At 59.1% G+C, this 21,080-nt stretch carries 25 protein-coding genes; 14 read left to right on the top strand and 11 right to left on the bottom strand.

What is annotated here, in order from left to right:
- Nucleotides 1-447 (bottom strand): fimbrial protein (locus tag BFQ03_RS12595; RefSeq protein ID WP_065943264.1); only part of this gene is annotated, 447 nt, incomplete at its 3' end.
- A 351-nt stretch (nucleotides 448-798) separates the two neighbouring features.
- Between BFQ03_RS12595 and BFQ03_RS12600 the strand changes: the two genes are divergently transcribed.
- Together BFQ03_RS12600 and BFQ03_RS12605 are read left to right on the top strand one after the other, a co-directional pair.
- A complete protein-coding gene (locus BFQ03_RS12600) occupies nucleotides 799-2,334 on the top strand; it encodes an EAL domain-containing protein (RefSeq protein WP_065943265.1) in 1,536 nt (511 codons plus the stop codon).
- Nucleotides 2,335-2,539: 205 nt separating this feature from the next.
- A complete protein-coding gene (locus tag BFQ03_RS12605; RefSeq protein ID WP_029294664.1) occupies nucleotides 2,540-2,905 on the top strand; it encodes a histone-like nucleoid-structuring protein, MvaT/MvaU family in 366 nt (121 codons plus the stop codon).
- Nucleotides 2,906-3,106: 201 nt separating this feature from the next.
- Here the strand turns inward: BFQ03_RS12605 and BFQ03_RS12610 are convergent, their stop codons facing one another.
- The gene (locus tag BFQ03_RS12610; RefSeq protein ID WP_065943311.1) at nucleotides 3,107-3,643 is read right to left on the bottom strand and encodes a DUF4946 domain-containing protein; all 537 of its coding nucleotides are present in this window, start codon (nucleotides 3,641-3,643) and stop codon (nucleotides 3,107-3,109) included.
- 199 nt (nucleotides 3,644-3,842) lie between these two features.
- Here BFQ03_RS12610 and gloA point away from each other — a divergent pair, with 199 nt between their 5' ends.
- Complete coding sequence (gloA, locus tag BFQ03_RS12615; protein ID WP_032860597.1) at nucleotides 3,843-4,364, top strand: lactoylglutathione lyase; 522 nt, start codon at nucleotides 3,843-3,845, stop codon at nucleotides 4,362-4,364.
- Between the two features lie 65 nt (nucleotides 4,365-4,429).
- Here the strand turns inward: gloA and ahpF are convergent, their stop codons facing one another.
- The 3 genes from ahpF to BFQ03_RS12630 all read right to left on the bottom strand — a co-directional run bounded on the left by ahpF (nucleotide 4,430) and on the right by BFQ03_RS12630 (nucleotide 7,739).
- Complete coding sequence (gene ahpF / locus BFQ03_RS12620; RefSeq protein WP_065943266.1) at nucleotides 4,430-5,983, bottom strand: alkyl hydroperoxide reductase subunit F; 1,554 nt, start codon at nucleotides 5,981-5,983, stop codon at nucleotides 4,430-4,432.
- Between the two features lie 127 nt (nucleotides 5,984-6,110).
- Nucleotides 6,111-6,674: an alkyl hydroperoxide reductase subunit C gene (ahpC, locus tag BFQ03_RS12625; protein ID WP_010210361.1), complete on the bottom strand. Its 564-nt coding sequence runs from the start codon at nucleotides 6,672-6,674 to the stop codon at nucleotides 6,111-6,113.
- 132 nt (nucleotides 6,675-6,806) lie between these two features.
- A complete protein-coding gene (locus BFQ03_RS12630; protein WP_065943267.1) occupies nucleotides 6,807-7,739 on the bottom strand; it encodes a site-specific integrase in 933 nt (310 codons plus the stop codon).
- Nucleotides 7,740-7,933: 194 nt separating this feature from the next.
- Here BFQ03_RS12630 and BFQ03_RS12635 point away from each other — a divergent pair, with 194 nt between their 5' ends.
- Nucleotides 7,934-8,941 carry a DNA-binding protein gene (locus tag BFQ03_RS12635; RefSeq protein WP_065943268.1) on the top strand — a complete coding sequence of 336 codons (1,008 nt, stop codon included), beginning with the start codon at nucleotides 7,934-7,936 and terminating at the stop codon, nucleotides 8,939-8,941.
- Here BFQ03_RS12635 and gorA read toward each other — a convergent pair whose 3' ends face one another.
- Entirely contained in the window at nucleotides 8,942-10,300 is a 1,359-nt protein-coding gene (gene gorA, locus BFQ03_RS12640; RefSeq protein WP_065943269.1) for a glutathione-disulfide reductase, read from the bottom strand.
- 101 nt (nucleotides 10,301-10,401) lie between these two features.
- Entirely contained in the window at nucleotides 10,402-11,241 is an 840-nt protein-coding gene (gene galU, locus BFQ03_RS12645; protein WP_029294645.1) for a UTP--glucose-1-phosphate uridylyltransferase GalU, read from the bottom strand.
- A gap of 309 nt (nucleotides 11,242-11,550) precedes the next feature.
- Here galU and BFQ03_RS12650 point away from each other — a divergent pair, with 309 nt between their 5' ends.
- Entirely contained in the window at nucleotides 11,551-11,736 is a 186-nt protein-coding gene (locus BFQ03_RS12650; protein WP_032860603.1) for a hypothetical protein, read from the top strand.
- A 145-nt stretch (nucleotides 11,737-11,881) separates the two neighbouring features.
- Complete coding sequence (locus BFQ03_RS12655) at nucleotides 11,882-12,163, top strand: YgdI/YgdR family lipoprotein (protein ID WP_065943270.1); 282 nt, start codon at nucleotides 11,882-11,884, stop codon at nucleotides 12,161-12,163.
- A gap of 9 nt (nucleotides 12,164-12,172) precedes the next feature.
- Here the strand turns inward: BFQ03_RS12655 and BFQ03_RS12660 are convergent, their stop codons facing one another.
- The 4 genes from BFQ03_RS12660 to BFQ03_RS12675 form a co-directional block, all read right to left on the bottom strand.
- A complete protein-coding gene (locus BFQ03_RS12660) occupies nucleotides 12,173-12,403 on the bottom strand; it encodes a hypothetical protein (protein WP_032860607.1) in 231 nt (76 codons plus the stop codon).
- A 74-nt stretch (nucleotides 12,404-12,477) separates the two neighbouring features.
- Nucleotides 12,478-13,401, bottom strand: coding sequence for a c-type cytochrome (locus BFQ03_RS12665; RefSeq protein ID WP_065943271.1), 924 nt, complete (start codon nucleotides 13,399-13,401; stop codon nucleotides 12,478-12,480).
- Nucleotides 13,398-14,048, bottom strand: a complete 651-nt coding sequence (locus BFQ03_RS12670; protein ID WP_065943272.1) for a c-type cytochrome — start codon at nucleotides 14,046-14,048, stop codon at nucleotides 13,398-13,400. Before BFQ03_RS12670 ends, BFQ03_RS12665 begins: the two co-directional genes overlap by 4 nt.
- 183 nt (nucleotides 14,049-14,231) lie before the next feature.
- Nucleotides 14,232-14,582, bottom strand: a complete 351-nt coding sequence (locus BFQ03_RS12675; RefSeq protein WP_029294633.1) for a hypothetical protein — start codon at nucleotides 14,580-14,582, stop codon at nucleotides 14,232-14,234.
- Nucleotides 14,583-14,794: 212 nt separating this feature from the next.
- On the opposite strand from BFQ03_RS12675, the gene BFQ03_RS12680 reads away from it, so the two are divergent.
- The 8 genes from BFQ03_RS12680 to modC all read left to right on the top strand — a co-directional run bounded on the left by BFQ03_RS12680 (nucleotide 14,795) and on the right by modC (nucleotide 20,938).
- Nucleotides 14,795-15,097 (top strand): DUF1883 domain-containing protein, encoded by a 303-nt coding sequence (locus BFQ03_RS12680; RefSeq protein ID WP_003173824.1) that lies wholly within the window; start codon nucleotides 14,795-14,797, stop codon nucleotides 15,095-15,097.
- Between the two features lie 29 nt (nucleotides 15,098-15,126).
- Complete coding sequence (locus BFQ03_RS30240) at nucleotides 15,127-15,294, top strand: hypothetical protein (RefSeq protein WP_090293131.1); 168 nt, start codon at nucleotides 15,127-15,129, stop codon at nucleotides 15,292-15,294.
- A 32-nt stretch (nucleotides 15,295-15,326) separates the two neighbouring features.
- Nucleotides 15,327-15,995, top strand: coding sequence for a DNA oxidative demethylase AlkB (gene alkB / locus BFQ03_RS12685; RefSeq protein ID WP_032860612.1), 669 nt, complete (start codon nucleotides 15,327-15,329; stop codon nucleotides 15,993-15,995).
- An 86-nt stretch (nucleotides 15,996-16,081) separates the two neighbouring features.
- Complete coding sequence (gene ada, locus BFQ03_RS12690) at nucleotides 16,082-17,158, top strand: bifunctional DNA-binding transcriptional regulator/O6-methylguanine-DNA methyltransferase Ada (RefSeq protein ID WP_032860613.1); 1,077 nt, start codon at nucleotides 16,082-16,084, stop codon at nucleotides 17,156-17,158.
- A gap of 83 nt (nucleotides 17,159-17,241) precedes the next feature.
- Complete coding sequence (locus BFQ03_RS12695; protein ID WP_065943273.1) at nucleotides 17,242-18,306, top strand: NAD(P)H-dependent flavin oxidoreductase; 1,065 nt, start codon at nucleotides 17,242-17,244, stop codon at nucleotides 18,304-18,306.
- Nucleotides 18,307-18,419: 113 nt separating this feature from the next.
- Complete coding sequence (modA, locus tag BFQ03_RS12700) at nucleotides 18,420-19,172, top strand: molybdate ABC transporter substrate-binding protein (RefSeq protein ID WP_032860615.1); 753 nt, start codon at nucleotides 18,420-18,422, stop codon at nucleotides 19,170-19,172.
- Nucleotides 19,173-19,853 carry a molybdate ABC transporter permease subunit gene (modB, locus tag BFQ03_RS12705; protein WP_032860616.1) on the top strand — a complete coding sequence of 227 codons (681 nt, stop codon included), beginning with the start codon at nucleotides 19,173-19,175 and terminating at the stop codon, nucleotides 19,851-19,853.
- Nucleotides 19,853-20,938, top strand: a complete 1,086-nt coding sequence (modC, locus tag BFQ03_RS12710) for a molybdenum ABC transporter ATP-binding protein (RefSeq protein WP_223232751.1) — start codon at nucleotides 19,853-19,855, stop codon at nucleotides 20,936-20,938. The genes modB and modC overlap by 1 nt, the downstream gene beginning before the upstream one ends.
- The last annotated feature ends 142 nt before the right edge of the window (nucleotides 20,939-21,080 follow it).

Genomic DNA, 21,080 nt, shown 5'->3' on the forward strand with positions numbered 1-21,080 from the left:
GGCGGTGGTCGAGACATGGCCGGTACGCAAATCCATCGGCTGCAGGGTTGCGCCGTCGAGAATCTGCACTTCTACTTTGGCGGCGGCGGTTTTTGGGGCGGTATTGCGCAAGTTGCCCGTGGCCGGGTTGATGGCCGGGCTGGTGCTTTCATACAACACGGCAACCTTGGTCGCATCTGGGCAACTGGCGCCACCCCCCACGTAGATAAAAAACGGCTTGGAACTGGCAGTCGCGCCCGCCGTCGACAGGGCACTGGCTTGTACCTTGTCCAGGACTACCGGAAAGTTTGCCCCGGAGCCAGCAACACCGCCGGTTCCGCCACTGATCGTGCAGGTGGTGCCGGTAATTTCGCCCGTCAGGGTAATGGTGCCATCGGCGGCAGAGGCCACAGGTACGAGGAAGCCACTGGCAAGCAACATGACTATCGCCAGGAGGTTGTTTTTCATTACGCAAGTTTTCCTAAGTGTTAAGTAGATGCCTCGGCACACGACGCGCAGGCACAAGCCCGCTCGCCGGATTCGGGCTTAATGACGCAAAAGGGGTTGGATCTTGAATGGCAGGTTGTTTATCAGGGCCAACACTGATCCAAGCAATAACGCAATGGACCAAACAACCTTTCCTCGTCAAAATGTGTTGCAAAGTTTGGCAAGGTTAAAAAACACCCACAACTGGCCAAGTGGCTAGGTCCGCACGTGAAACATGCTTATTTCCATAGGCCAACTATCCTCCTGACATTCGACGTATTGCCTGTAGCCGTTGCCAGGCGTCTCCCCCCCACTTCGCTACAGGCTGCATAAATGCCACTCACCATCAAAGGCCCGCGCAAACGCACCGCCCGTTACTTGATCACAGCCCTGTGTGGCCTGCTGCCGATACTGCTGGGGGTGGTCATCCTGTACATGCAGGCCCAACGAACTCTGGAGCAAAGTACCGAGCAGACGGCCGTCGAGGCCGTGCGCCAGTTCGACCTGATGCTCGACAACACCGCCCTCGCCGCCCAGGACCTGCTGCCACTGGCGGGCAAGGACTGTGACAACACGGTGAAACTGGCGCTTCGCGAGCAAGTCACCCGTCGCCCATTCGTACGCGCCACCACGCTGTCCTGGCAAAAAACCATTTATTGCAGCTCGTTGTTTGGCGACGCCTATGTGTCACCGGTCAACCCTGACGACTACGTCAATGGCCGCTTGTGGCTGATGAATGGCAACCCGGTCACGCCTGATACCGCACTGCTGGTGTACCGGCTGGTGGACGGTGACAAGGCCGCGTTTGCCTCGATTGACGGCTATCACCTGACAAATGCCCTGCGCCTGATCAGCCGCTATGCCGACCTGGTACTACAGGTCGGGCCCAATTGGCTGAGCAGCAACGGCAAAGTCCACACCACCTCGCCACCGGTATTTGCCGTGGCCCACCACCAGCTCGGCTCCCAGCGTTACGCCTACAGCGTGGAGGCCGGGATGCCCGAAGGTGAAGTGTGGCGTTACATGGAAGCGCGCTACCCGGCCTTGTTCAGCCTCCTGGTGTTCTTTGGCGTGCTGGCAGGCGTGCTCGCGCACTGGCTGCAAAAACGCTCCTCAGCGCCCACCCATGAGCTGCAGCGGGCGCTGGGCGCCAATGAATTCGTAGCGTATTACCAACCGGTGGTTCGCGGCGACACCCGGCAATGGGCCGGCTGTGAAGTATTGATGCGCTGGCAGCATCCAAAGGAAGGCCTGGTGCGCCCGGACCTGTTTATCCCCCTGGCCGAGCACTCCGGGCTGATCGTGCCTATGACCCGCGCCTTGATGCGCCAGGTCGCCACACAACTGGCGCCCCACGCCGCTCGCCTGGGCGACAATTTCCATGTGGGGGTCAATATCACCGCCAGGCATTGCCAGGACCTGGAGTTGGTGCAGGACTGCCGGGAATTCCTTGCGGCCTTTAAGCCGGGCCAAGTCCTGTTGACGCTGGAGTTGACCGAGCGCGAACTGATCGAACCCACCGACGTGACTCGCCAACTGTTCCAGGCCCTGCACGAACTGGGCGTGCTGATCGCCATTGATGACTTCGGCACCGGCCACTCCAGCCTGGGTTATTTGCGCAACTTCAATGTTGACTACTTGAAAATCGATCAAAGCTTTGTCGCAATGATCGGCGTCGACGCACTATCGCGGCATATACTCGACAGCATCATTGAGTTATCGGGCAAGCTTGACTTGGGCATCGTGGCAGAAGGTGTGGAAACCCAAGAGCAATGCGACTATCTGGCGGCGCAAGGCGTGGACTTCTTGCAAGGCTATCTGTTTGGCCGCCCGGTGCCTTTTGACGCCTTCATTAAGTCTTTGCAGTGAAATTGAATATCCATCTAGCAGGATGATGAAATATTGTTATTTATACAAAAGACATGATTTACTCGTGACTCATTAACTACTACAATTTTTCCTGCCTGCGCTGAATCGGCAGGAGAGCCACTTTTTACCGAGTCACGCTGAGGCTCTTGGCTTATAGCTTTGTTTGCAGTTGGTATCAGCCAAATACACTATTGGAGTAAAGATTTTGTCCAGACTCGCCGAATTTCGTGCAGCAGAAAAAGCCCTTCAAGAACAGCTCGCCCAGCTGGAATCCCTGAAGAACGACGCTGGTTTGAAGAAAGAAATCGAATTTGAAGAAAAACTTCAAGGGCTGATGAAAACCTACGGCAAGAGCCTGCGCGACATCATTTCCATCCTTGATCCAAACCCAGGCAAATCGGGCATCCAGGTAGCTGCCGCACCAAAAACCCGCCGTGCACGCGTGGTCAAGGTGTATCACAACCCGCACACGGGTGAACTGATTGAAACCAAGGGCGGCAACCACCGCGGCCTGAAAGCCTGGAAAGAACAGTATGGCGCAGCCACTGTAGACTCCTGGCTTCGCGGCTAATACTGGCGCACTAATAAAAAGCCCTGCAGACGCAGGGCTTTTTTGTTTTTGCGCTTCGCTTTCAAACCCTGTGGTTTTCGAAAGTGAATTTTGAAATACATTCCAGTGGGTACAAACCCGCCCAGCGGGCGCTGAGCGCCAATGCCGGATAGTTGTGCGCTAATCGTCACTGAACCAGGCCAGGCATCTAGCCTTCACCCATCAAAGTTTCAAGCTTGCACGCACCGAACTGACTTCTTCCTTACTCGCCGCATAAGCATCAGCGTGTCCGGCGTATGAAAAAACATAGGCCTTATTCGTATCAACAGCGCCCACCAGTGTTTGCGAGAGCACATGCCGACCGTTCTCGGTAACGACGCAGGTAGTTTCCAGCGCCTCAAGGCGACTTAAAGTGGTCGAGTGCATCTTGTTACAAACACTTTGATAACCGCTACGGGCAAAGTCCTTCTGGATAGACTTGCGCATCTGGAGCAGCACACCTTGCAGATTGACCACATGTCCAGGCTCGATCGGTGTACCCGTCAGCTCCATGACCATCTGTGTCTCGCCGTTTTCATTGTTCTTTATTGCACGCTGGCGAGATACCGGTGACGGCGTGGCCGCTGCGTCGGCATCCGGCACCACTTCTTCTACCTGCCAGCCGCTAGGCCAATGAATCTCGGGATCTGCCGCCAGTACAGCAGTGCTGGCCAAGATCAGGCACAAGGTGCTCAACAGCGGTTTGTTCGATCGGCTCATTGCAAAAAACACTCGAAGTTCAAGCCGTAAAGTTTGAGCCTGCGCATGGGATGGTCGCAAGGCCCGCGTAAGCTTTTTCATTTGGCGCGGCCGGCGCGGCTTGCGTATCATGGCCCGGCTGCACGGATGCCTGTCAGCCGCAAGCCAAAGGACCGCTCAAGTCACGAGCTGCGTCTGCCCCATTTTTTCTGGAGGGCCCATGAGCCTGCACGAATTGAATACCTTCCCGGGCGTCACTGCCCAACCCGACACCGCCACGTCGAACTTCGTGTTCAACCACACCATGTTGCGGGTCAAGGACATCACCAAGTCGCTGGACTTCTACACTCGCGTCCTGGGGTTCTCCCTGGTTGAAAAACGCGACTTCCCGCAAGCTGAGTTCAGCCTGTACTTCCTTGCCCTGGTCGACAAGGCGCAGATCCCCGCCGATGCCGCCGAACGCACCCAGTGGATGAAGTCGATCCCGGGCATCCTGGAACTGACTCACAACCACGGCACCGAAAACGATGCCAACTTCGCCTACCACAATGGCAACACCGACCCGCGCGGCTTTGGCCATATCTGCATTTCGGTGCCGGATATCGTTGCGGCCTGTGAGCGCTTTGAAGCGCTGGGCTGTGACTTCCAGAAGCGCCTGACTGATGGCCGCATGAAAAGCCTGGCGTTTATCAAGGATCCGGATGCGTACTGGGTCGAAATCATCCAGCCAGCGCCGCTGTAAACACCCACAAAAGCTGCACCCACAAAAAAGCCCATGATCGCTCATGGGCTTTTTAGTTGCAGGCCTTACGCTCGGATCAGGTGATCAAAAGCACTCAGGGAAGCCTTGGCACCCTCACCCACCGCAATCACGATCTGCTTGTACGGCACCGTCGTGACGTCACCGGCGGCAAATACGCCTGGCAGTGAAGTCTCGCCACGGGCATCGACAATGATTTCGCCACGGGGTGACAGCTCCACCGTGCCTTTGAGCCAATCGGTGTTGGGCAGCAAACCGATCTGCACAAAGATGCCTTCCAGGTCGATGGTCTTGAACTCGCCGGTATCGCGGTCCTTGTAGGCCAGGCCGGTGACTTTCTGGCCATCCCCCTTGACCTCGCTGGTCAGCGCACTGGTGATCACGTCAACGTTTGGCAGGCTGTAGAGCTTGCGCTGCAACACGGCGTCGGCGCGCAACTTGCTGTCGAACTCCAGCAAGGTCACGTGGCTGACAATACCGGCCAGGTCGATGGCCGCTTCAACGCCGGAGTTACCGCCGCCGATCACCGCCACACGCTTGCCCTTGAACAGCGGACCATCGCAATGCGGGCAGAAGCATACGCCCTTGGCCTTGTATTCCTGCTCGCCCGGCACCCCCATTTCACGCCAGCGCGCACCAGTCGCCAGGATCACGGTCTTGGACTTGAGGGTCGCACCGCTCTCGAAGCGAATCTCATGCAACTCGCCGGGATTTTTCGCCGGGACCAGGCTGCTGGCACGCTGCAGGTTCATGATATCCACGTCGTACTGACGCACGTGGGCTTCCAGGGCGCTCGCCAGTTTCGGGCCTTCGGTTTCCTGCACCGAGATGAAGTTTTCGATGGACATGGTGTCCAGCACTTGCCCACCAAAACGCTCGGCGGCCACACCGGTGCGGATACCTTTGCGTGCAGCGTAGATTGCAGCCGCAGAACCGGCCGGGCCACCACCGACGACAAGTACATCAAAGGCGTCCTTGGCGCTGATTTTTTCGGCAGCCTTTTCGATGCCGCTGGTATCCAGCTTGGCGAGGATTTCTTCCAGGCCCATGCGACCCTGGCCGAAGTTCACCCCGTTGAGGTAGACGCTGGGCACCGCCATGACCTGGCGCTCGTCGACTTCAGCCTGGAACAGCGCGCCATCAATCGCGACATGGCGGATGTTCGGGTTGAGCACCGCCATCAGGTTCAGCGCCTGGACCACGTCCGGGCAGTTCTGGCAGGACAGCGAGAAGTAAGTCTCGAAGTTGAACTCACCTTTAAGGCTGCGAATCTGTTCAATCACTTCGACACTGGCCTTCGAGGGGTGGCCACCGACTTGCAGCAGGGCCAGCACCAACGAAGTGAATTCATGACCCATGGGGATACCGGCAAAACGCAGGCTGATATCGGCACCCGGGCGGTTGATGGAGAACGACGGCTTGCGCCCGTCATTGCCATCGGTTTTCAGGGTAATCAGCGTGGTGAGGCTGGTTACGTCCTGCAAAAGAGCAAGCATTTCCTGGGATTTCGCACCGTCGTCGAGGGAGGCGACGATCTCGATCGGCTGGGTGACCCGTTCCAGGTATGACTTCAACTGAGCTTTAAGATTGGCGTCCAACATACGGGCGATTTCCTATTAATTCGGTTTATTGCAGACAAAAAAACGCCCGAGCGAATCTCGCCCGGGCGTTTTGAGGGCGGATGCAGCTTACTTAGGTGCGGTAATCCGCCCTTGATACTTCACAGACTTAGATCTTGCCGACCAGGTCCAGGGACGGAGCCAGGGTAGCCTCGCCTTCTTTCCACTTGGCTGGGCACACTTCGCCTGGGTGGGCAGCGACGTACTGGGCAGCCTTGATTTTGCGCAGCAGCTCGGAAGCGTCACGGCCAACGCCGCCGTCGTTCAGCTCAACGATCTTGATCTGGCCTTCTGGGTTGATCACGAAGGTGCCACGGTCTGCCAGGCCAGCTTCTTCGATCAGCACGTCGAAGTTGCGGGAGATGGTCAGGGTCGGGTCGCCGATCATGGTGTACTGGATCTTGCCGATGGCTGGCGAGGTGTTGTGCCAGGCAGCGTGGGCAAAATGGGTGTCGGTGGACACGCTGTAGATCTCGACGCCCAGTTTCTGGAATTCGGCGTAGTTGTCAGCCAGGTCTTCCAGTTCGGTTGGGCAAACGAAAGTGAAGTCGGCTGGGTAGAAGAATACGACAGACCACTTGCCTTTCAGGTCAGCGTCCGACACGTCTACGAAGTTGCCGTTTTTGTAAGCGGTCGCTTTGAACGGTTTTACTTGGCTGTTGATGATAGGCATCGTTGACTCTCCGTCAGGGGTTAGTAAGTTGATGAGTGAATCCTACCCAGTCTCATCGCCGATGGCTCATTGGCAAACCTGATGCTGCCGATTGGTTTTGGCTATCAACACACTGTATTAATAGAAGAAATCTTAAAGCAGCGGATCGCGGATCTGAGTCATACCAAGAAAGGGCGTCGCTTCAACATAGCGCATGGCTGACTTCATGTCCTTCCAGCCGACATACGTCATCAACGACTTCAAATCCCAACCGCTGCGATGGGCCCAGGTGGCAAAGCCACGGCGCAGGGAGTGACTGGTGTACTGCTCGGCGGCAATGCCTGCACGCTCAAGGGCCTGGCGCAGCAGCGGGATCACGCTATTGGCATGCAACCCCTCCTCCCCCAGATTGCCCCAGCGATCAATCCCGCGAAACAGCGGGCCGCGCACCAGGGCCGAGGCACTCAGCCATTCAATGTAGGCCTGCACGGGGCACAGGCGCAGCAGCGCGGGGGTTTGATAAGTGCGCCCGAGGTTTTCACGATCACTCTTGCTGCGCGGCAAGTACAAGGTGATGCCCGCGCCCGGCACCGCCTGCACGTGTTCGATCTGCAGCCGGCACAACTCATCGCTGCGAAAGCCGCGCCAAAAGCCCAGCAGGATCAATGCCGCGTCGCGCTTGGCGCGCAACCAGCCCGGGCGATCGCCGGCAGCTCGGGCTTGCTCGCCTTCGCGTTCAAGCCAGCCAACCACCTGTTCCAGGTGCTGGAGCTGCAAGGGTTCGGCCTGTTTTTCCTGGGCGGGATGCAAGGCGCGAATCCCCTTGAGCACCTTGCGCACTACCGGCGCCTTGGTGGGGTCGGGAAAGCCCTGGCTGGAATGCCATTGCGCCAGCGCCGACAAGCGCAGTTTCAGAGTATTGACCGATAACACCCCAGCATAGGCCACCAGGTAACGCGCCACGCTGTCGCTGGTGGCGGGCAGGAAACCACCCCAAGTCACTTCAAAGTGCTCGATAGCCGCGCGGTAGCTGCGGCGGGTGTTGTCGCGGGTGGCGGCGTTCAGGTAGCGATCAAGTTCACTCATACCACTATCGGGCAAGCCGGCTCCTACAGGGATTGGTGTACGGACATTGGGCTGCAATTGAGTCCAATGGGCACTGACACGGGATAATACGCCAATATCCCATCTTATAACTCATCAATTTATACGTTTTGTTATTCATGATACAATACGTATATACATACTACATACCACAGTACTAAATCGACGGAGACCCCATGGCTCGCGGCGGCATCAATAAAGCAGTAGTTCAAACGGCACGCCTGGCAATCCTCGCCCGCGGCGAGAACCCCAGCATCGACGCCGTACGCATCGAGATGGGCAATACCGGCTCGAAAACCACCATTCACCGCTATTTGAAGGAACTGGACGAGAGCGAAACCCGCCTCACCATCACCGAGGCGCCCCTCGATGATGAGCTTGGCGAACTGGTCTCACGCCTGGCCCAGCGCCTGAAAGAAAAGGCCCAGGAGCCCATCGACCTGGCCCTGGCGCAGTTCGAGCAGCAGAAAACCGCCCTGCTCACCCAGGTAGAAACACTTGAAGCAGCACACAGCCAGCTCCAACAGCAATTGGATATCCAGGCCGCCGCCCTGGCACAAGAAAGCGCCGCCCTGCAAACCGCCAGCACCAGCCTGCAGACCGAACAAACCCGCAACGCCGGGCTCAGCCAGGCGTGCAGTGACTACGAGCTACGGATTACGGATAAGGACGAACAGATTCGCTCACTGGAAGAAAAACACCTGCACGCCCGCGATGCCCTTGAGCACTACCGCAACGCCATCAAGGACCAGCGCGAGCAGGAGCAACGTCGCCATGAAGGCCAACTGCAACAACTCCAGGCTGAATTGCGCCAGGCGCAGCAGAGCGCCATGGTGCGTCAGGATGAAATCACCCAGCTGCATCGTGACAATGAGCGGCTATTGATTGAACACCGGATAACGGCGAAGGAATTGGCCGCCCTACAAGAGCAAAGCCGCAAGGATCAAGCCCAGCAACTCAAGCTGAGCGAACAGGTAAGCCTGATCGAGAGCGAACGCACCTTGCTCCAGGAGCGTCTGCGGGTTGCCGTGCTGGACAGCCAGTCACGCCAGGACGCGCTGACCAAGCAGCAGCACACCCACAAGACTGTAGAACTGGACCTGATCAAGGCCCAGGCCACCATCGAGGCGCTGCGCCTGGCTGCCGTCGTTGCAACGGCGCCAGAGGCAACAACCGAGGACTGATCAGCCAGCCACTGGCGTGCGCATGGTGACGAATTCTTCCGCCGCCGTAGGATGCACGCCAATGGTCTCGTCGAAATGCTGCTTGGTCGCCCCCGCCTTGAGGGCGATCGCCAGCCCCTGGACGATCTCGCCCGCATCCGGCCCGACCATATGGCAACCCAGCACCTTGTCGGTGTCTGCATCGACCACCAGCTTCATCAACGTGCGCTCCTGACACTCGGTCAGGGTCAGCTTCATCGGCCGGAAACGGCTTTCGAAGATTTGCACGTTATGCCCATCAGCCCGGGCCTGCTCTTCGCTCAGGCCCACGGTACCGATATTCGGCAAGCTGAACACCGCCGTAGGAATCATCGCGTAGTCCACCGGGCGATATTGCTCAGGCTTGAACAGACGACGCGCCACGGCCATGCCTTCGGCCAAGGCCACTGGCGTCAACTGCACGCGACCAATCACATCACCAATGGCCAGGATCGACGATTCGGCGGTCTGGTACAGATCATCGACCTCGACAAAACCACGCTCGTCCAGCTTGACCCCGGTATGTTCCAGGCCCAGGTTATCCAGCATCGGGCGCCGGCCCGTGGCATAGAACACGCAATCGGCCTCCAGCACACGACCGTCCTTCAAGGTGGCCTTGAGGCTGCCATCGGCCTGCTTGTCGATACGCGCGATATCGGCGTTGAATTGCAGGTCCAGGCCACGCTTGGTCAGCTCTTCCTGCAAGTGCTTGCGCACCGCACCATCGAACCCTCGCAGGAACAGATCACCGCGATACAGCAGCGACGTCTGCGCGCCCAGCCCGTGGAAAATCCCGGCGAACTCCACCGCGATATAACCGCCGCCAACCACCAGCACGCGCTTGGGCAGTGCTTTAAGGAAGAACGCCTCATTGGAACCAATGGCGTGCTCATGCCCTGGGATCTCTGGGATCTGCGGCCAGCCGCCCGTGGCGATCAGGATGTTCTTGGCCGTGAAGCGCTCGCCATTGATCTCGACTTCATGGGGCCCAGTCAGGCGCGCATGGCCTTCATGCAGGGTCACGCCGCTGTTGACCAACAGGTTGCGGTAGATCCCGTTGAGGCGATTGATCTCGCGATCCTTGTTGGCGATTAGCGTCGCCCAATCAAAATCAGCCTCGCCCAAGGACCAGCCAAAGCCACTGGCCTGCTCGAAATCTTCGGCAAAGTGCGCACCGTAGACCAGCAGCTTTTTCGGCACACAGCCAACGTTGACGCAAGTCCCGCCCAGGTAGCGGCTTTCCGCCACGGCCACTTTTGCGCCAAACCCGGCGGCAAACCGCGCCGCTCGTACACCGCCAGAACCGGCGCCAATTACATAAAGATCAAAATCGTAGGCCATTTCACTCTCCTCGGCAGGGCATCAGGATACCCGCTTGCGCCCAAAAAACCAGAAAGCCACCCGAAGGTGGCTTTCTTGAGACTCAACAGGCACTGCTTGAATCAGTAAGCCTTGCCAGTCTTGTAGAAGTGCTCGTAGCAGAAGTTGGTCGCCTCGATGTAGCCTTCTGCGCCACCGCAGTCAAAACGACGGCCCTTGAACTTGTAGGCAATGACGCAACCGTCCTTGGCCTGCTTCAACAGGGCGTCGGTGATCTGGATTTCGCCGCCCTTGCCTGGCTCGGTCTCTTCGATCAGCTTGAAGATATCCGGGGTCAGGATGTAGCGACCAATGATCGCCAGGTTCGACGGGGCGTCTTCCGGCGCCGGTTTCTCGACCATGTCACGTACACGAATCAGGCCATCGCCGATATCGTCACCAGCGATCACGCCGTACTTGTTGGTTTCCGAAGGATCGACTTCCTGCACCGCAACGATGGTGCAGCGGTATTTCTGGTAGAGCTTGACCATCTGGGTCAAGACACCGTCGCCTTCCAGGTTCACGCACAGGTCATCCGCCAATACCACGGCAAACGGCTCGTCGCCGATCAGTGGGCGACCGGTGAGGATGGCATGGCCGAGGCCTTTCATCTGGGTTTGACGGGTGTAGGAAAACGAGCACTCGTCGAGCAGCTTGCGGATACCGACCAGGTACTTTTCCTTGTCGGTGCCTTTGATCTGGTTTTCCAGCTCATAGCTGATGTCGAAGTGGTCTTCCAGCGCGCGCTTGCCACGGCCGGTCACGATGGAGATTTCGTTCAGCCCGGCATCCAGTGCCTCTTCGACGCCGTACTGGATCAGTGGCTTGTTTACCACCGGCAGCATTTCTTTAGGCATGGCCTTGGTCGCTGGCAGGAAGCGAGTACCGTAACCGGCTGCTGGGAACAAGCATTTCTTGATCATAAAAGTCCTTAATAAGGGCTGTGCGTACGAAATTCGGCGCAGTCTAATCAGGCCGCAGCCACCTTACAATGGGCGCTGCTGGCGTTGCGATGTCAACATAGAGAAAAAATGTCGGCGTTAGTTCCGCCCGTGTTCAAACAAGCGGCCCCAGCGGCACTGGAAAAAACCAGCCTGCCCCTGATTTCAAAGGGCCACATCCTTTTTAGCACGCTTTATGGGGTTCGGCACTGACCTGCAACAACTTACGCTCCCCCACGGCATTTGGCGCTATCATTGCCCACTTGAACCAGACCACGAGATTGTTAATCGATGTCAGAACCCAAAGGCGTAAACGGCTACCTGATCACTAAGCGAGCAGACGGCTGGCACCTGATCAATTTTCACGGAGACAGCGTCGCCGGGACCTTCGCGACTGAAAGCCAGGCTATTGCGGTAGCTGAAGTGTTTGTGGACGAGGCCGGTCACGCGTCGAGCAAAAGACCCAAGACCAAGTAAGCCACCGCAACTGCGCAAAAAGCCCCGGCAAACGGGGCTTTTTAGTGTTTGTCTGTACCTTGATGGCCGTTCGCTATAATCTCGCTGAAAACGCCCCACACCAGTGTCAGCACGCCCCTCAACACTTCTGAACGACGACCCTTAGATGAACAAGATCCTGGCACTGACAACGGTCCTGGCGCTCGCCGGCTGCACCACCACTTCCGACATTTATCTGAAAAACGGCGAACAGGGCCTGACCATTGATTGTTCGGGCGAGGCCAATTCCTGGGCCAGTTGCTACGAAAAAGCCGACGCGTCCTGTGCAGGCACCGGTTACCGCATCGTCGGCACCGAAGGCACGCCAGCCTTGAAGGACAGCGAAAAGACCCTGGGCGCGGATGTCGGCAATTTCAAAGGCCGCAGCGTGGTGGTGGTCTGCAAGTAACCCGGGCGGTTACATGTGAATCTCGGCGAACTTGATCCCAAGCCCACGAATGGTGTCGATCAGGTCATCCAGGCGCTCAAAGGATTCGACCTCATCCTGGTCATCCACCAGGAAAAAGCTGCGCCCGCCGCTTTTCTTGAAAAACACAATCCATTCCCCCGAGTTGGCCGGATTTTGAATCACATGGGTCGCAGAGATGTGACCCTCTGCATGCCGCTCTCTAACGCGTTCACGTTTCATAATTGGTTTTCCAGAATGACAATGCCGCTCAAACCCCGGGGTTTGAGCGGCATTTTTTGTGGTCTGCCAATAGTTTAACGGATGCCTTGACCAATCAGCACACCATCGACCGTTTGCCCATACAGATTCACGCCGTCATTGGCGTGGAACTTGATGCGCGTTTTCTCCACCGAACCGTCCACCAGGCGTGGGTCCTGCGGGCGCTCGTGGCGGTTGACGTAGGCTGCCACGTCCCAGGCCTGCTGGTCGGTCAAGCTGCCGCCTTTACCCAGCGGCATGTTGTGCTTGATAAAGGAGGCCGCCGTGTTGATCCGATGCATGCCTGCCCCCCAGTTGTAGGAATCCTTACCCCACAACGGTGGCATCACATAGCTGTCGCCCACCTTCTGCCCCTGCCCTTCGGCGCCATGGCACACCGCACACTGAGCCTTGTACACCTCGGCACCCTGCGTCAGGTTGTAGCCCTTGGCCGGTTGCGGCACCTCGGGGTAACCGCGCCCTGGCAACTCCACACCCAGTGGCGCCTTGCTCGCCAACCAATAGGCATAGGTCGACAGCGCGGTAATCTCATGGCTGTCCGCGGCCGGTGGCTTGCCGCCGTTCATGCTGAACTGGAAACAGCCCTGCAGGCGCTCGGCGAAGGTGTTGACCTTGTCATTCTTCTTGCGATAGGCCGGGTACATCGGGTACGCGCCCCAGAGCGGCGCCGAATTGGCCAGGCGCCCCTGATCCAGGTGGCAGTTGCTGCAGTTGAGGCCGTTGCCGACAAACTGCGGGGCCAGGCGCTTGGTATCGACAAACAACGCATAGCCCTGCATCACCAGCTTTCCGTAGGCGTTGTCGGGCAACTCGCTTTCCTGGGGTGGCTGAAACGCCGTGGCCACTGGAGCCGCAGCTGGCACCTGCAATTGCGACTGATCCTCCATGGCGATCGGTGCCGCCGACACCTGCACACTGATCAACGCAGCCAACACGGGTACAAATGACAGGTTCTTCATGGCTTGACCTCCTGGCCAGGCAAGGAGGCGAAGTAGTTGGCAATCCCCTGCACTTCATCCTCCGTGAGGGATTTGGCCACATGCCCCATCAGGTCATTGGGATCATTGTGCCGGGTGCCACTGCGCCAGGCATTGAGCTGGGCGACCAGATAGGCGGCAGATTGCCCGGAAAGCGGCGGAAACGCCTCGCCAACACCGATACCCGACGGGCCATGACAGCTCACACACGCAGGAATCTGCCGCTCCCAGGCGCCTTGTAGCGCCAGTTTTTCGGCGGGATTGGTCGGAGCGGCACTGCGATGGCCGGCAGGCGCGACCGGCGCCGGCATCGCCGCCAATGTCTGGCTCACCGCCGCGATTTCTTCCTCGGTAAGCGCCTTGGCCAGCGACGTCATCACCGGGTTGCTGCGCGCTCCACTCTTGAAGTCATGCAGTTGCTTGCTCAAATACGCCGCCGGCAACCCCGCCAGCCTGGGGAAACCCGCAGCGGCCAACCCCAGGCCATCAGCACCATGACAGGCCATGCAAGCGGCCGCGCCAGGCTGCGCGCCACCTTCATTGAAAACCTTTTTGCCCTCCAGCGCCTGCGCGCTGCCCAGCATGAGCAGCAGGGCGCCACCCATCAACACTCTCTCCACAGACATCATCACGACTCCATTTTTATAGTTATATGCTTAGACCTACAATGCATAAGCCTACAAATGGTAGGGTAATGAGCGGACAGTCACAACCGTCGCGTAAGAAATCTCAGACAATAAAAAGCCCGGCACTACAACCGCAGTGCCAGGCTTATTGATCGGAGCTGATCGCGTATGAGCGGCGTCGTGGGCTCAGCCGGAAATGCAGTCTTCCGCAGCTTTCTTCACGTCACCCGGGCGAATCGGCACATTGGACATGCTCTCGTAGAGCTTGATGCTGCTACCGCTGGAGCGGTCTTCAATTTCAAAAATGGCGGATGGGTCAGCAGAAAACTTCTGCGGCACAATCACGCGCACACCTTCCTTGTGAGGCTCGATCTGCGACGGACGACGGGTCGAAGACAGCTTCTGCACCACGCATGCCGCGTATTCCTGTGGTTTTTTCCCGGAGATAACCGCCAGGGTTGGCGGTGTCTGCTTGATGTCTGAAACCGAAGCACATCCACCTATTGCCAGGGCCAGAACCAATACACTCCACTTCATACAAAACCTCCGATAAAGACCCTACGACAGCGGAGATGGTATTTTTCTCCCGCCCACGTAGGATTTATCCCTGATATATCGGTAAATAACTGTTTTAAATTGTCGAAGACGTCGACGACGACCCGATAATAAACGTGCTGGGGCTGATAAACTCCATCTTAACCTACGTATCGTTCTGATTTTTCAGAAAAAGCCCTTCTGGAGACACCCCCATGAAATTCATCCACCAGCGCGAACACTTGAACGAAGGGGACATTGTCGTCATTGAATGCTCGCAGACCTGCAATATCCGCCTGATGAGCGATGCGAATTTTCGCAGCTTCAAAAATGGTGGTCGCCACACTTATCACGGTGGCGCATTCGACAAGTTCCCGGCCAAGATCACCGCGCCCAGCACCGGGTTCTGGAACATCACCCTGGATGTCGTGACGCGCCGTGCCATCAGCGTCACCCGCAAGCCGGCCTTGTCCCATAAAATCCGCATTGTCCGCCGCACCAGCACCAAACTGAGCTGATTGCGCGGCCCCAAGCCACAGGAATGACCGTGACCCAAACCACCAAATACGTCATCAAGTACAAACTCAACGGTGAACGCCGTTTCGAATTTGCCCAGTTGCACGCGGCCAGCGTCGAAGAGGCCCAAGAGGCCCTGGCGAAAATTCACGATGCCAGTGATGAAATCACTGAAATCACCGTGAGCAAGGCCCTGTAAAACCATTACCGGCGACGGAGTGATTCTGCAAGATGGACACTCATTCCACCGCCGATCTGTTCAACGACGATGCCCTGCAACAACCGGCCGGTCGTGAACAAATCGGCGAACAATCCTACGTTTTCAGAGGCTATGCCCTGCCCTGGCTTGAGCGTTTGTTGCCGGAGTTGCGCGCAGTCCTGACCCAGTCACCGTTCCGGCACATGGTCACCCCCGGCGGGTTTACCATGTCGGCAGCCCTGAGCAGTTGCGGCGAGCTGGGTTGGACCACCAGCCGCCAGGGCTATCGCTACAGCCCCATCGACCCCGAGCGCCAACTGCCCTGGCCCAAGTTGCCGGATGGGCTGCGTGAGTTGGCGATAACGGCTGCCGCCGCCGCAGGGTTTGATGGCTTTGCGCCTGACGCCTGCCTGATCAACCGCTATGTACCAGGCGCCAGGATGTCGCTGCACCAGGACAAGAACGAGCGTGACTTCAGTGCGCCCGTGGTCTCGGTGTCGCTGGGGTTGCCAGCGGTGTTTCTGTTCGGCGGCCATCAGCGCAGTGACAAGCCGCGCAAGATCTCACTGTTCCATGGCGACGTGGCGGTATGGGGCGGCGTCGATCGCCTGCGCTTTCATGGTGTGCTGCCAATCAAGGAAGGCGTGCACCCGCGCATGGGGCCACAACGGATCAACCTGACGTTTCGCGCGGCTGGCTGACCCGGTGAATTCAACCGCAAGCAACGGAGTGTCCGGCCCCACCGTAGCGATTATCCTGGCCATTGATCCCTTGCCGAGCTACTGCCATGAGCACTGAAGATGATCTGCGCTGGGCGGCCATTGTCGCCCGCGACCCCGCGGCCGACCAGGCCTTCGTCTATGGGGTCAAGACTACCGGTGTGTACTGCCGGCCCAGCAGCAGCGCACGCCAGCCGCTGCGCAAAAACGTCGAATTCTTCGACACGCCACAGCAAGCCGAAGCGGCCGGGTACCGCCCCAACAAACGTACCTCGGCCGATCAAACCCAGGTTGCACAACGCCATGCACACTTGGTCGCTGCCGCCTGCCGCCACATCGAGCAGGCCCAGACCCTGCCCTCCCTGGAAGACCTGGCCAACGGCGCCGGCTTGAGCCCGTTCCACTTTCACCGGGTGTTCAAGACCCTGACCGGGCTGACACCAAGGGGCTACGCCCACGCCCATCGTTCACGCAAGGTGCGGGCCCACCTTCAAGACAATCAGTCGGTGACCAATGCGCTGTACGACGCAGGCTTCAACTCAAACAGCCGCTTCTATGAATCAGCCGACCAGTTACTCGGCATGAAACCCAGCGACTACAAGGCCGGTGGCACCCATAACGATATCCACTTTGCCGTCGGCGAGTGTTCCCTGGGCGCGATACTGGTGGCGCAGAGCAATCGCGGAGTCTGCGCGATCCTCCTGGGCGACGACCCGGACCAACTGGCGCGCGACCTGCAAGACCAATTCCCGCAGGCCAATGTGATCGGTGCCGACCCTGGATTTGAACAACTGATCGCCCAGGTGGTGGGGTTTATCGAAGCACCAGCCCTGGGCCTGCACCTGCCCCTGGATCTGCGCGGCACTGCTTTCCAGGAGCGGGTCTGGCAAGCACTGCGGGAAATTCCGGTAGGCAGCACCGCCAGCTATGCCGACATCGCCAAGCGTATCGGCGCACCCAGCGCCTTTCGCGCCGTGGCCCAGGCCTGCGGCGCCAATAGCCTGGCCGTGGCGATTCCCTGTCACCGCGTGGTGCGCAGCGATGGCCATCTTTCGGGCTACCGTTGGGGGGTGGAACGCAAGCAGCAGTTGCTCCAGCGCGAACGCCGCACCCCGCATGAACAGCCACCTGCGTCCAGTGAATAATACAAACTGGCCTTGCCCTGGCCGCCCCTGTTAAAAATGCCGGGCAGTCCTTCCTGAGCGTTCCACCCCTGGAGAAACGATCCATGAGCACCTGGCCAGACACCCGGATTCTTGACCTGCTGGGCATTGAACTGCCGATCATCCAGGCCCCCATGGCCGGCAGCACCAGCCCACAGATGGTGATCGCCGCCAGTGAGGCCGGCGCCTTGGGCTCGATGCCAGCGGCCACGTTGAATATCGAGCAACTGCGCCAGGCCCTGATCACCATTCGCCAGGCCAGCGACCGCCCGTTGAACGTCAACTTCTTCTGCCATCAGCCACCGCCCCCCAACCCCGAGCGCGACTGCCAGTGGAAGGACCTGCTGGAGCCTTACTACCGTGAGTTGGGTGCCGACTTTGAAGCGCCCACCCCGGTCTCCAACCGCGCACCGTTCGACAATGCCAGCTGCGAGGTGGTGGAAGAGTTCCGTCCCGAAGTGGTCAGTTTTCACTTCGGCCTGCCGGAAAAAGCCCTGCTGGACCGGGTCAAGGCCACCGGGGCGAAAGTAGTGTCGTCCGCCACCACCGTCGAAGAGGCCATCTGGCTGGAACAGCATGGCTGTGACGCGATTATCGCCATGGGTTACGAGGCCGGGGGGCATCGCGGGATGTTTCTCAGCGACCGCCTTACCAGCCAGATCGGAACAATGGCCCTGGTGCCGCAAATCGTCGATGCCGTCAGCGTGCCGGTGATCGCCGCCGGTGGGATTGGCGATGCGCGGGGGATCGTCGCTGCATTCGCCCTCGGGGCCTCGGCCGTGCAGATCGGCACGGCGTATCTGTTCACACCCGAAGCCACCATCACGCCCGCACACCGCCAGGCGCTGCACAGCGCCCAGGCCAGCGATACGGCACTGACCAATCTGTTTACCGGGCGCCCGGCGCGAGGCATTGTCAATCGGGTAATGCGCGAACTGGGACCGATCCATCCCACCGCCCCAGCGTTCCCACTGGCTGGCGGTGCTTTGATGCCATTGCGCGCCCTGGACGAGGCCGGTTTCAGCAGCCTGTGGGCCGGCCAGGCACTGCGCCTGGGGCAAGACCTGACAACCCGCGAACTGACCCTGGACCTGGCCCGGCAAGCCCTGATGCAACTCAACAAGGGTTAAGCCCCTGAGACAACTTTGCACTGTACCGACGATGGCGAACCGCTATATATTCCCGTACATAGCGATTAACGATAACAAGCCGCCACGTCGGCCCCCCCCCAAGGAGCTGCTTCATGATGATTCGTGCCTCACGCCTGGCCACCCTGATCGCCCTGTTCACCCTCGGCTCGGCCCATGCCGACGAAGTGCAAGTGGCGGTTGCCGCCAACTTCACCGCACCGATCCAGGCCATCGCCGCCGACTTTGAAAAAGACACCGGGCACAAACTAGTCGCCGCCTACGGGGCCACCGGGCAGTTCTATGCCCAGATCAAGAACGGCGCGCCGTTTGAAGTGTTCCTCAGCGCCGACGACACCACCCCGCAAAAGCTCGAAAGCGAAGGCGACACCGTCAAGGGCTCGCGCTTCACTTACGCCGTGGGCACCCTGGCACTGTGGTCGGCCAAGGAAGGCTATGTGGATGCCAAGGGCGCTGTCCTGAAGGAAAATGACTACCAGCACCTGTCGATCGCCAACCCTAAGGCTGCACCCTACGGACTCGCCGCCACCCAGGTGCTGGCCAAGCTGGGCCTGACCGAACAGGTCAAGAGCAAACTCGTCGAAGGCCAGAACATCACCCAGGCCTATCAATTTGTGTCCACCGGCAATGCCGAGTTGGGTTTTGTCGCCTTGTCGCAGATCTATAAAGACGGCAAAGTCAGCAGCGGCTCGGCGTGGATCGTTCCCGGCCAGATGCATGACCCGATCAAACAGGACGCGGTGATTCTCAACAAAGGCAAGGACAACCCGGCCGCCAAGGCACTGGTTGACTACCTCAAGGGGCCAAAAGCTGCCGCGGTTATCAAATCCTACGGTTATCAATTGTAAATGCCGCTATCGAGTGCCGACTTCTCTGCCATTTGGCTGACCCTGAAACTAGCGTCGCTGACCACTGTGATCCTGCTGGTCATCGGCACTCCGATTGCCCTGTGGCTGTCGCACACCCGCTCATGGTGGCGCGGCCCCATCGGCGCGATCGTCGCCCTGCCGCTGGTGCTGCCTCCCACTGTGATTGGCTTCTACCTGCTGCTGACCATGGGCCCCCATGGCTACCTCGGGCAGTTCACCCAATGGCTGGGCCTGGGCACCTTGACCTTCAGCTTCGCCGGCCTGGTGATTGGCTCGGTGATCTATTCCATGCCGTTTGTGGTGCAACCGTTGCAGAACGCGTTCTCGGCCATCGGCAGCCGCCCCCTGGAAGTCGCTGCCACGTTACGGGCCAATCCCTGGGACACGTTTTTCACGGTGATCCTGCCCCTGGCCCGTCCCGGGTTTATCACCGCGTCGATCCTCGGTTTTGCCCATACCGTGGGCGAGTTCGGCGTAGTGCTGATGATCGGCGGCAATATCCCCGACAAGACCCGCGTGGTCTCGGTGCAGATCTACGATCACGTCGAAGCCATGGAATATGCACAAGCCCACTGGCTCGCCGCAGCCATGGTGGTGTTTTCTTTCCTGGTGTTGCTGGCGCTCTACTCCAGCCGTAAAACCAAGGCAGGCTGGAGCTGATGTCGATGATTGAGGTACGCCTGCAACTGAATTATTCCGGGTTTGCCCTGGACGTCGACCTACAATTGCCGGGGCGTGGCGTGACCGCGCTCTACGGGCATTCCGGCTCGGGCAAGACCACCTGCCTGCGCTGCATTGCCGGGCTGGAGCGAGCCAGCGACGGCTTTGTGCAAATCAACGATCAAGTCTGGCAAGACAGCCACAACGGCGTGTTTGTGCCACCGCACAAACGCGCCCTCGGCTATGTGTTTCAAGAGGCCAGCCTGTTTCCCCACCTGTCGGTGCTGGCCAACCTGGAGTTCGGCCTCAAGCGCATCCCCAAGGCCCAGCGCCGCGTAGACCTGGCCCAGGCCACGCAATTGCTGGGCATCGGCCACTTGCTGGATCGCCATCCACAGCATTTGTCCGGCGGCGAGCGCCAACGCGTCGGCATCGCCCGCGCCCTGCTCACCAGCCCGCAGCTATTGCTGATGGACGAGCCCCTGGCCGCACTCGACAGCCAACGCAAAGGCGAAATCCTGCCGTACCTGGAACGCCTGCACGAGCAACTGGAAATCCCGGTGCTGTATGTCAGCCATGCCCAGGATGAAGTGGCACGCCTGGCCGACCACCTTGTCCTGCTCAGTGAGGGCAAGGCCCTGGCCAGTGGCCCGATTGGCGAAACCCTGGCGCGGCTCGACCTGCCGCTGGCCCTGGGCGACGATGCTGGCGTGGTGATCAATGGCACGGTCAGTGGCCATGACGCCCACTATCAATTGCTGACCCTGCAACTGCCCGACAGCCCGCTGCAAATGCGCGTAGCCCATGCCCCGCTCGATTTGGGCAAACACCTGCGGTTCAAGGTCCGGGCACGGGATGTGAGCCTCAGCCTGCAACCCGGGGAGCACAGCAGTATCCTCAACTGCCTGCCCGTGACCGTGACCCAGGAAATCCCTGCCGATAACAGTGCGCATGTACTGGTGCGGCTCGACGCAGCGGGGACGCCGTTGCTGGCGCGGATCACCCGTTACTCGCGGGACCAATTGCAGGTGCATCCCGGCCAGGTGCTGTGGGCACAGATCAAGGCGGTCGCGGTATTGGCTTGAACGGGAAGAGGTGGGGCTGGCGATGTTTCTTGAACAACTGTAGGAGCGAGCTTGCTCGCGAAAAACTTGAGAGCGCCGCGTTTACCCTGCATACACGCGTTATCGTTCACGCCCTTCGCGAGCAAGCTCGCTCCTACAGGTG

Origin of the sequence: Pseudomonas sp. 25 R 14 (genome assembly GCF_900004755.1) — a bacterium.
GTDB classification, from domain to species: Bacteria; Pseudomonadota; Gammaproteobacteria; order Pseudomonadales; family Pseudomonadaceae; genus Aquipseudomonas; species Aquipseudomonas brenneri.

Excerpts from the sequence above, each read along its gene's own strand:
- gorA (WP_065943269.1), bottom strand. The coding sequence starts at position 10,300 with ATGGCCTACGATTTTGATCTTTATGTAATTGGCGCCGGTTCTGGCGGT.
- BFQ03_RS12695 (WP_065943273.1), top strand. The coding sequence starts at position 17,242 with ATGAGCACCTGGCCAGACACCCGGATTCTTGACCTGCTGGGCATTGAA.
- BFQ03_RS12650 (WP_032860603.1), top strand. The coding sequence starts at position 11,551 with ATGTCAGAACCCAAAGGCGTAAACGGCTACCTGATCACTAAGCGAGCA.
- modB (WP_032860616.1), top strand. The coding sequence starts at position 19,173 with ATGCCGCTATCGAGTGCCGACTTCTCTGCCATTTGGCTGACCCTGAAA.
- modC (WP_223232751.1), top strand. The coding sequence starts at position 19,853 with ATGTCGATGATTGAGGTACGCCTGCAACTGAATTATTCCGGGTTTGCC.
- alkB (WP_032860612.1), top strand. The coding sequence starts at position 15,327 with ATGGACACTCATTCCACCGCCGATCTGTTCAACGACGATGCCCTGCAA.
- BFQ03_RS12610 (WP_065943311.1), bottom strand. The coding sequence starts at position 3,643 with ATGAGCCGATCGAACAAACCGCTGTTGAGCACCTTGTGCCTGATCTTG.
- gloA (WP_032860597.1), top strand. The coding sequence starts at position 3,843 with ATGAGCCTGCACGAATTGAATACCTTCCCGGGCGTCACTGCCCAACCC.
- BFQ03_RS12635 (WP_065943268.1), top strand. The coding sequence starts at position 7,934 with ATGGCTCGCGGCGGCATCAATAAAGCAGTAGTTCAAACGGCACGCCTG.
- BFQ03_RS12670 (WP_065943272.1), bottom strand. The coding sequence starts at position 14,048 with ATGATGTCTGTGGAGAGAGTGTTGATGGGTGGCGCCCTGCTGCTCATG.
- BFQ03_RS12655 (WP_065943270.1), top strand. The coding sequence starts at position 11,882 with ATGAACAAGATCCTGGCACTGACAACGGTCCTGGCGCTCGCCGGCTGC.
- ahpC (WP_010210361.1), bottom strand. The coding sequence starts at position 6,674 with ATGCCTATCATCAACAGCCAAGTAAAACCGTTCAAAGCGACCGCTTAC.
- BFQ03_RS12600 (WP_065943265.1), top strand. The coding sequence starts at position 799 with ATGCCACTCACCATCAAAGGCCCGCGCAAACGCACCGCCCGTTACTTG.
- BFQ03_RS12680 (WP_003173824.1), top strand. The coding sequence starts at position 14,795 with ATGAAATTCATCCACCAGCGCGAACACTTGAACGAAGGGGACATTGTC.
- modA (WP_032860615.1), top strand. The coding sequence starts at position 18,420 with ATGATGATTCGTGCCTCACGCCTGGCCACCCTGATCGCCCTGTTCACC.
- BFQ03_RS12630 (WP_065943267.1), bottom strand. The coding sequence starts at position 7,739 with ATGAGTGAACTTGATCGCTACCTGAACGCCGCCACCCGCGACAACACC.
- ada (WP_032860613.1), top strand. The coding sequence starts at position 16,082 with ATGAGCACTGAAGATGATCTGCGCTGGGCGGCCATTGTCGCCCGCGAC.
- ahpF (WP_065943266.1), bottom strand. The coding sequence starts at position 5,983 with ATGTTGGACGCCAATCTTAAAGCTCAGTTGAAGTCATACCTGGAACGG.
- BFQ03_RS12660 (WP_032860607.1), bottom strand. The coding sequence starts at position 12,403 with ATGAAACGTGAACGCGTTAGAGAGCGGCATGCAGAGGGTCACATCTCT.
- galU (WP_029294645.1), bottom strand. The coding sequence starts at position 11,241 with ATGATCAAGAAATGCTTGTTCCCAGCAGCCGGTTACGGTACTCGCTTC.
- BFQ03_RS12675 (WP_029294633.1), bottom strand. The coding sequence starts at position 14,582 with ATGAAGTGGAGTGTATTGGTTCTGGCCCTGGCAATAGGTGGATGTGCT.
- BFQ03_RS12665 (WP_065943271.1), bottom strand. The coding sequence starts at position 13,401 with ATGAAGAACCTGTCATTTGTACCCGTGTTGGCTGCGTTGATCAGTGTG.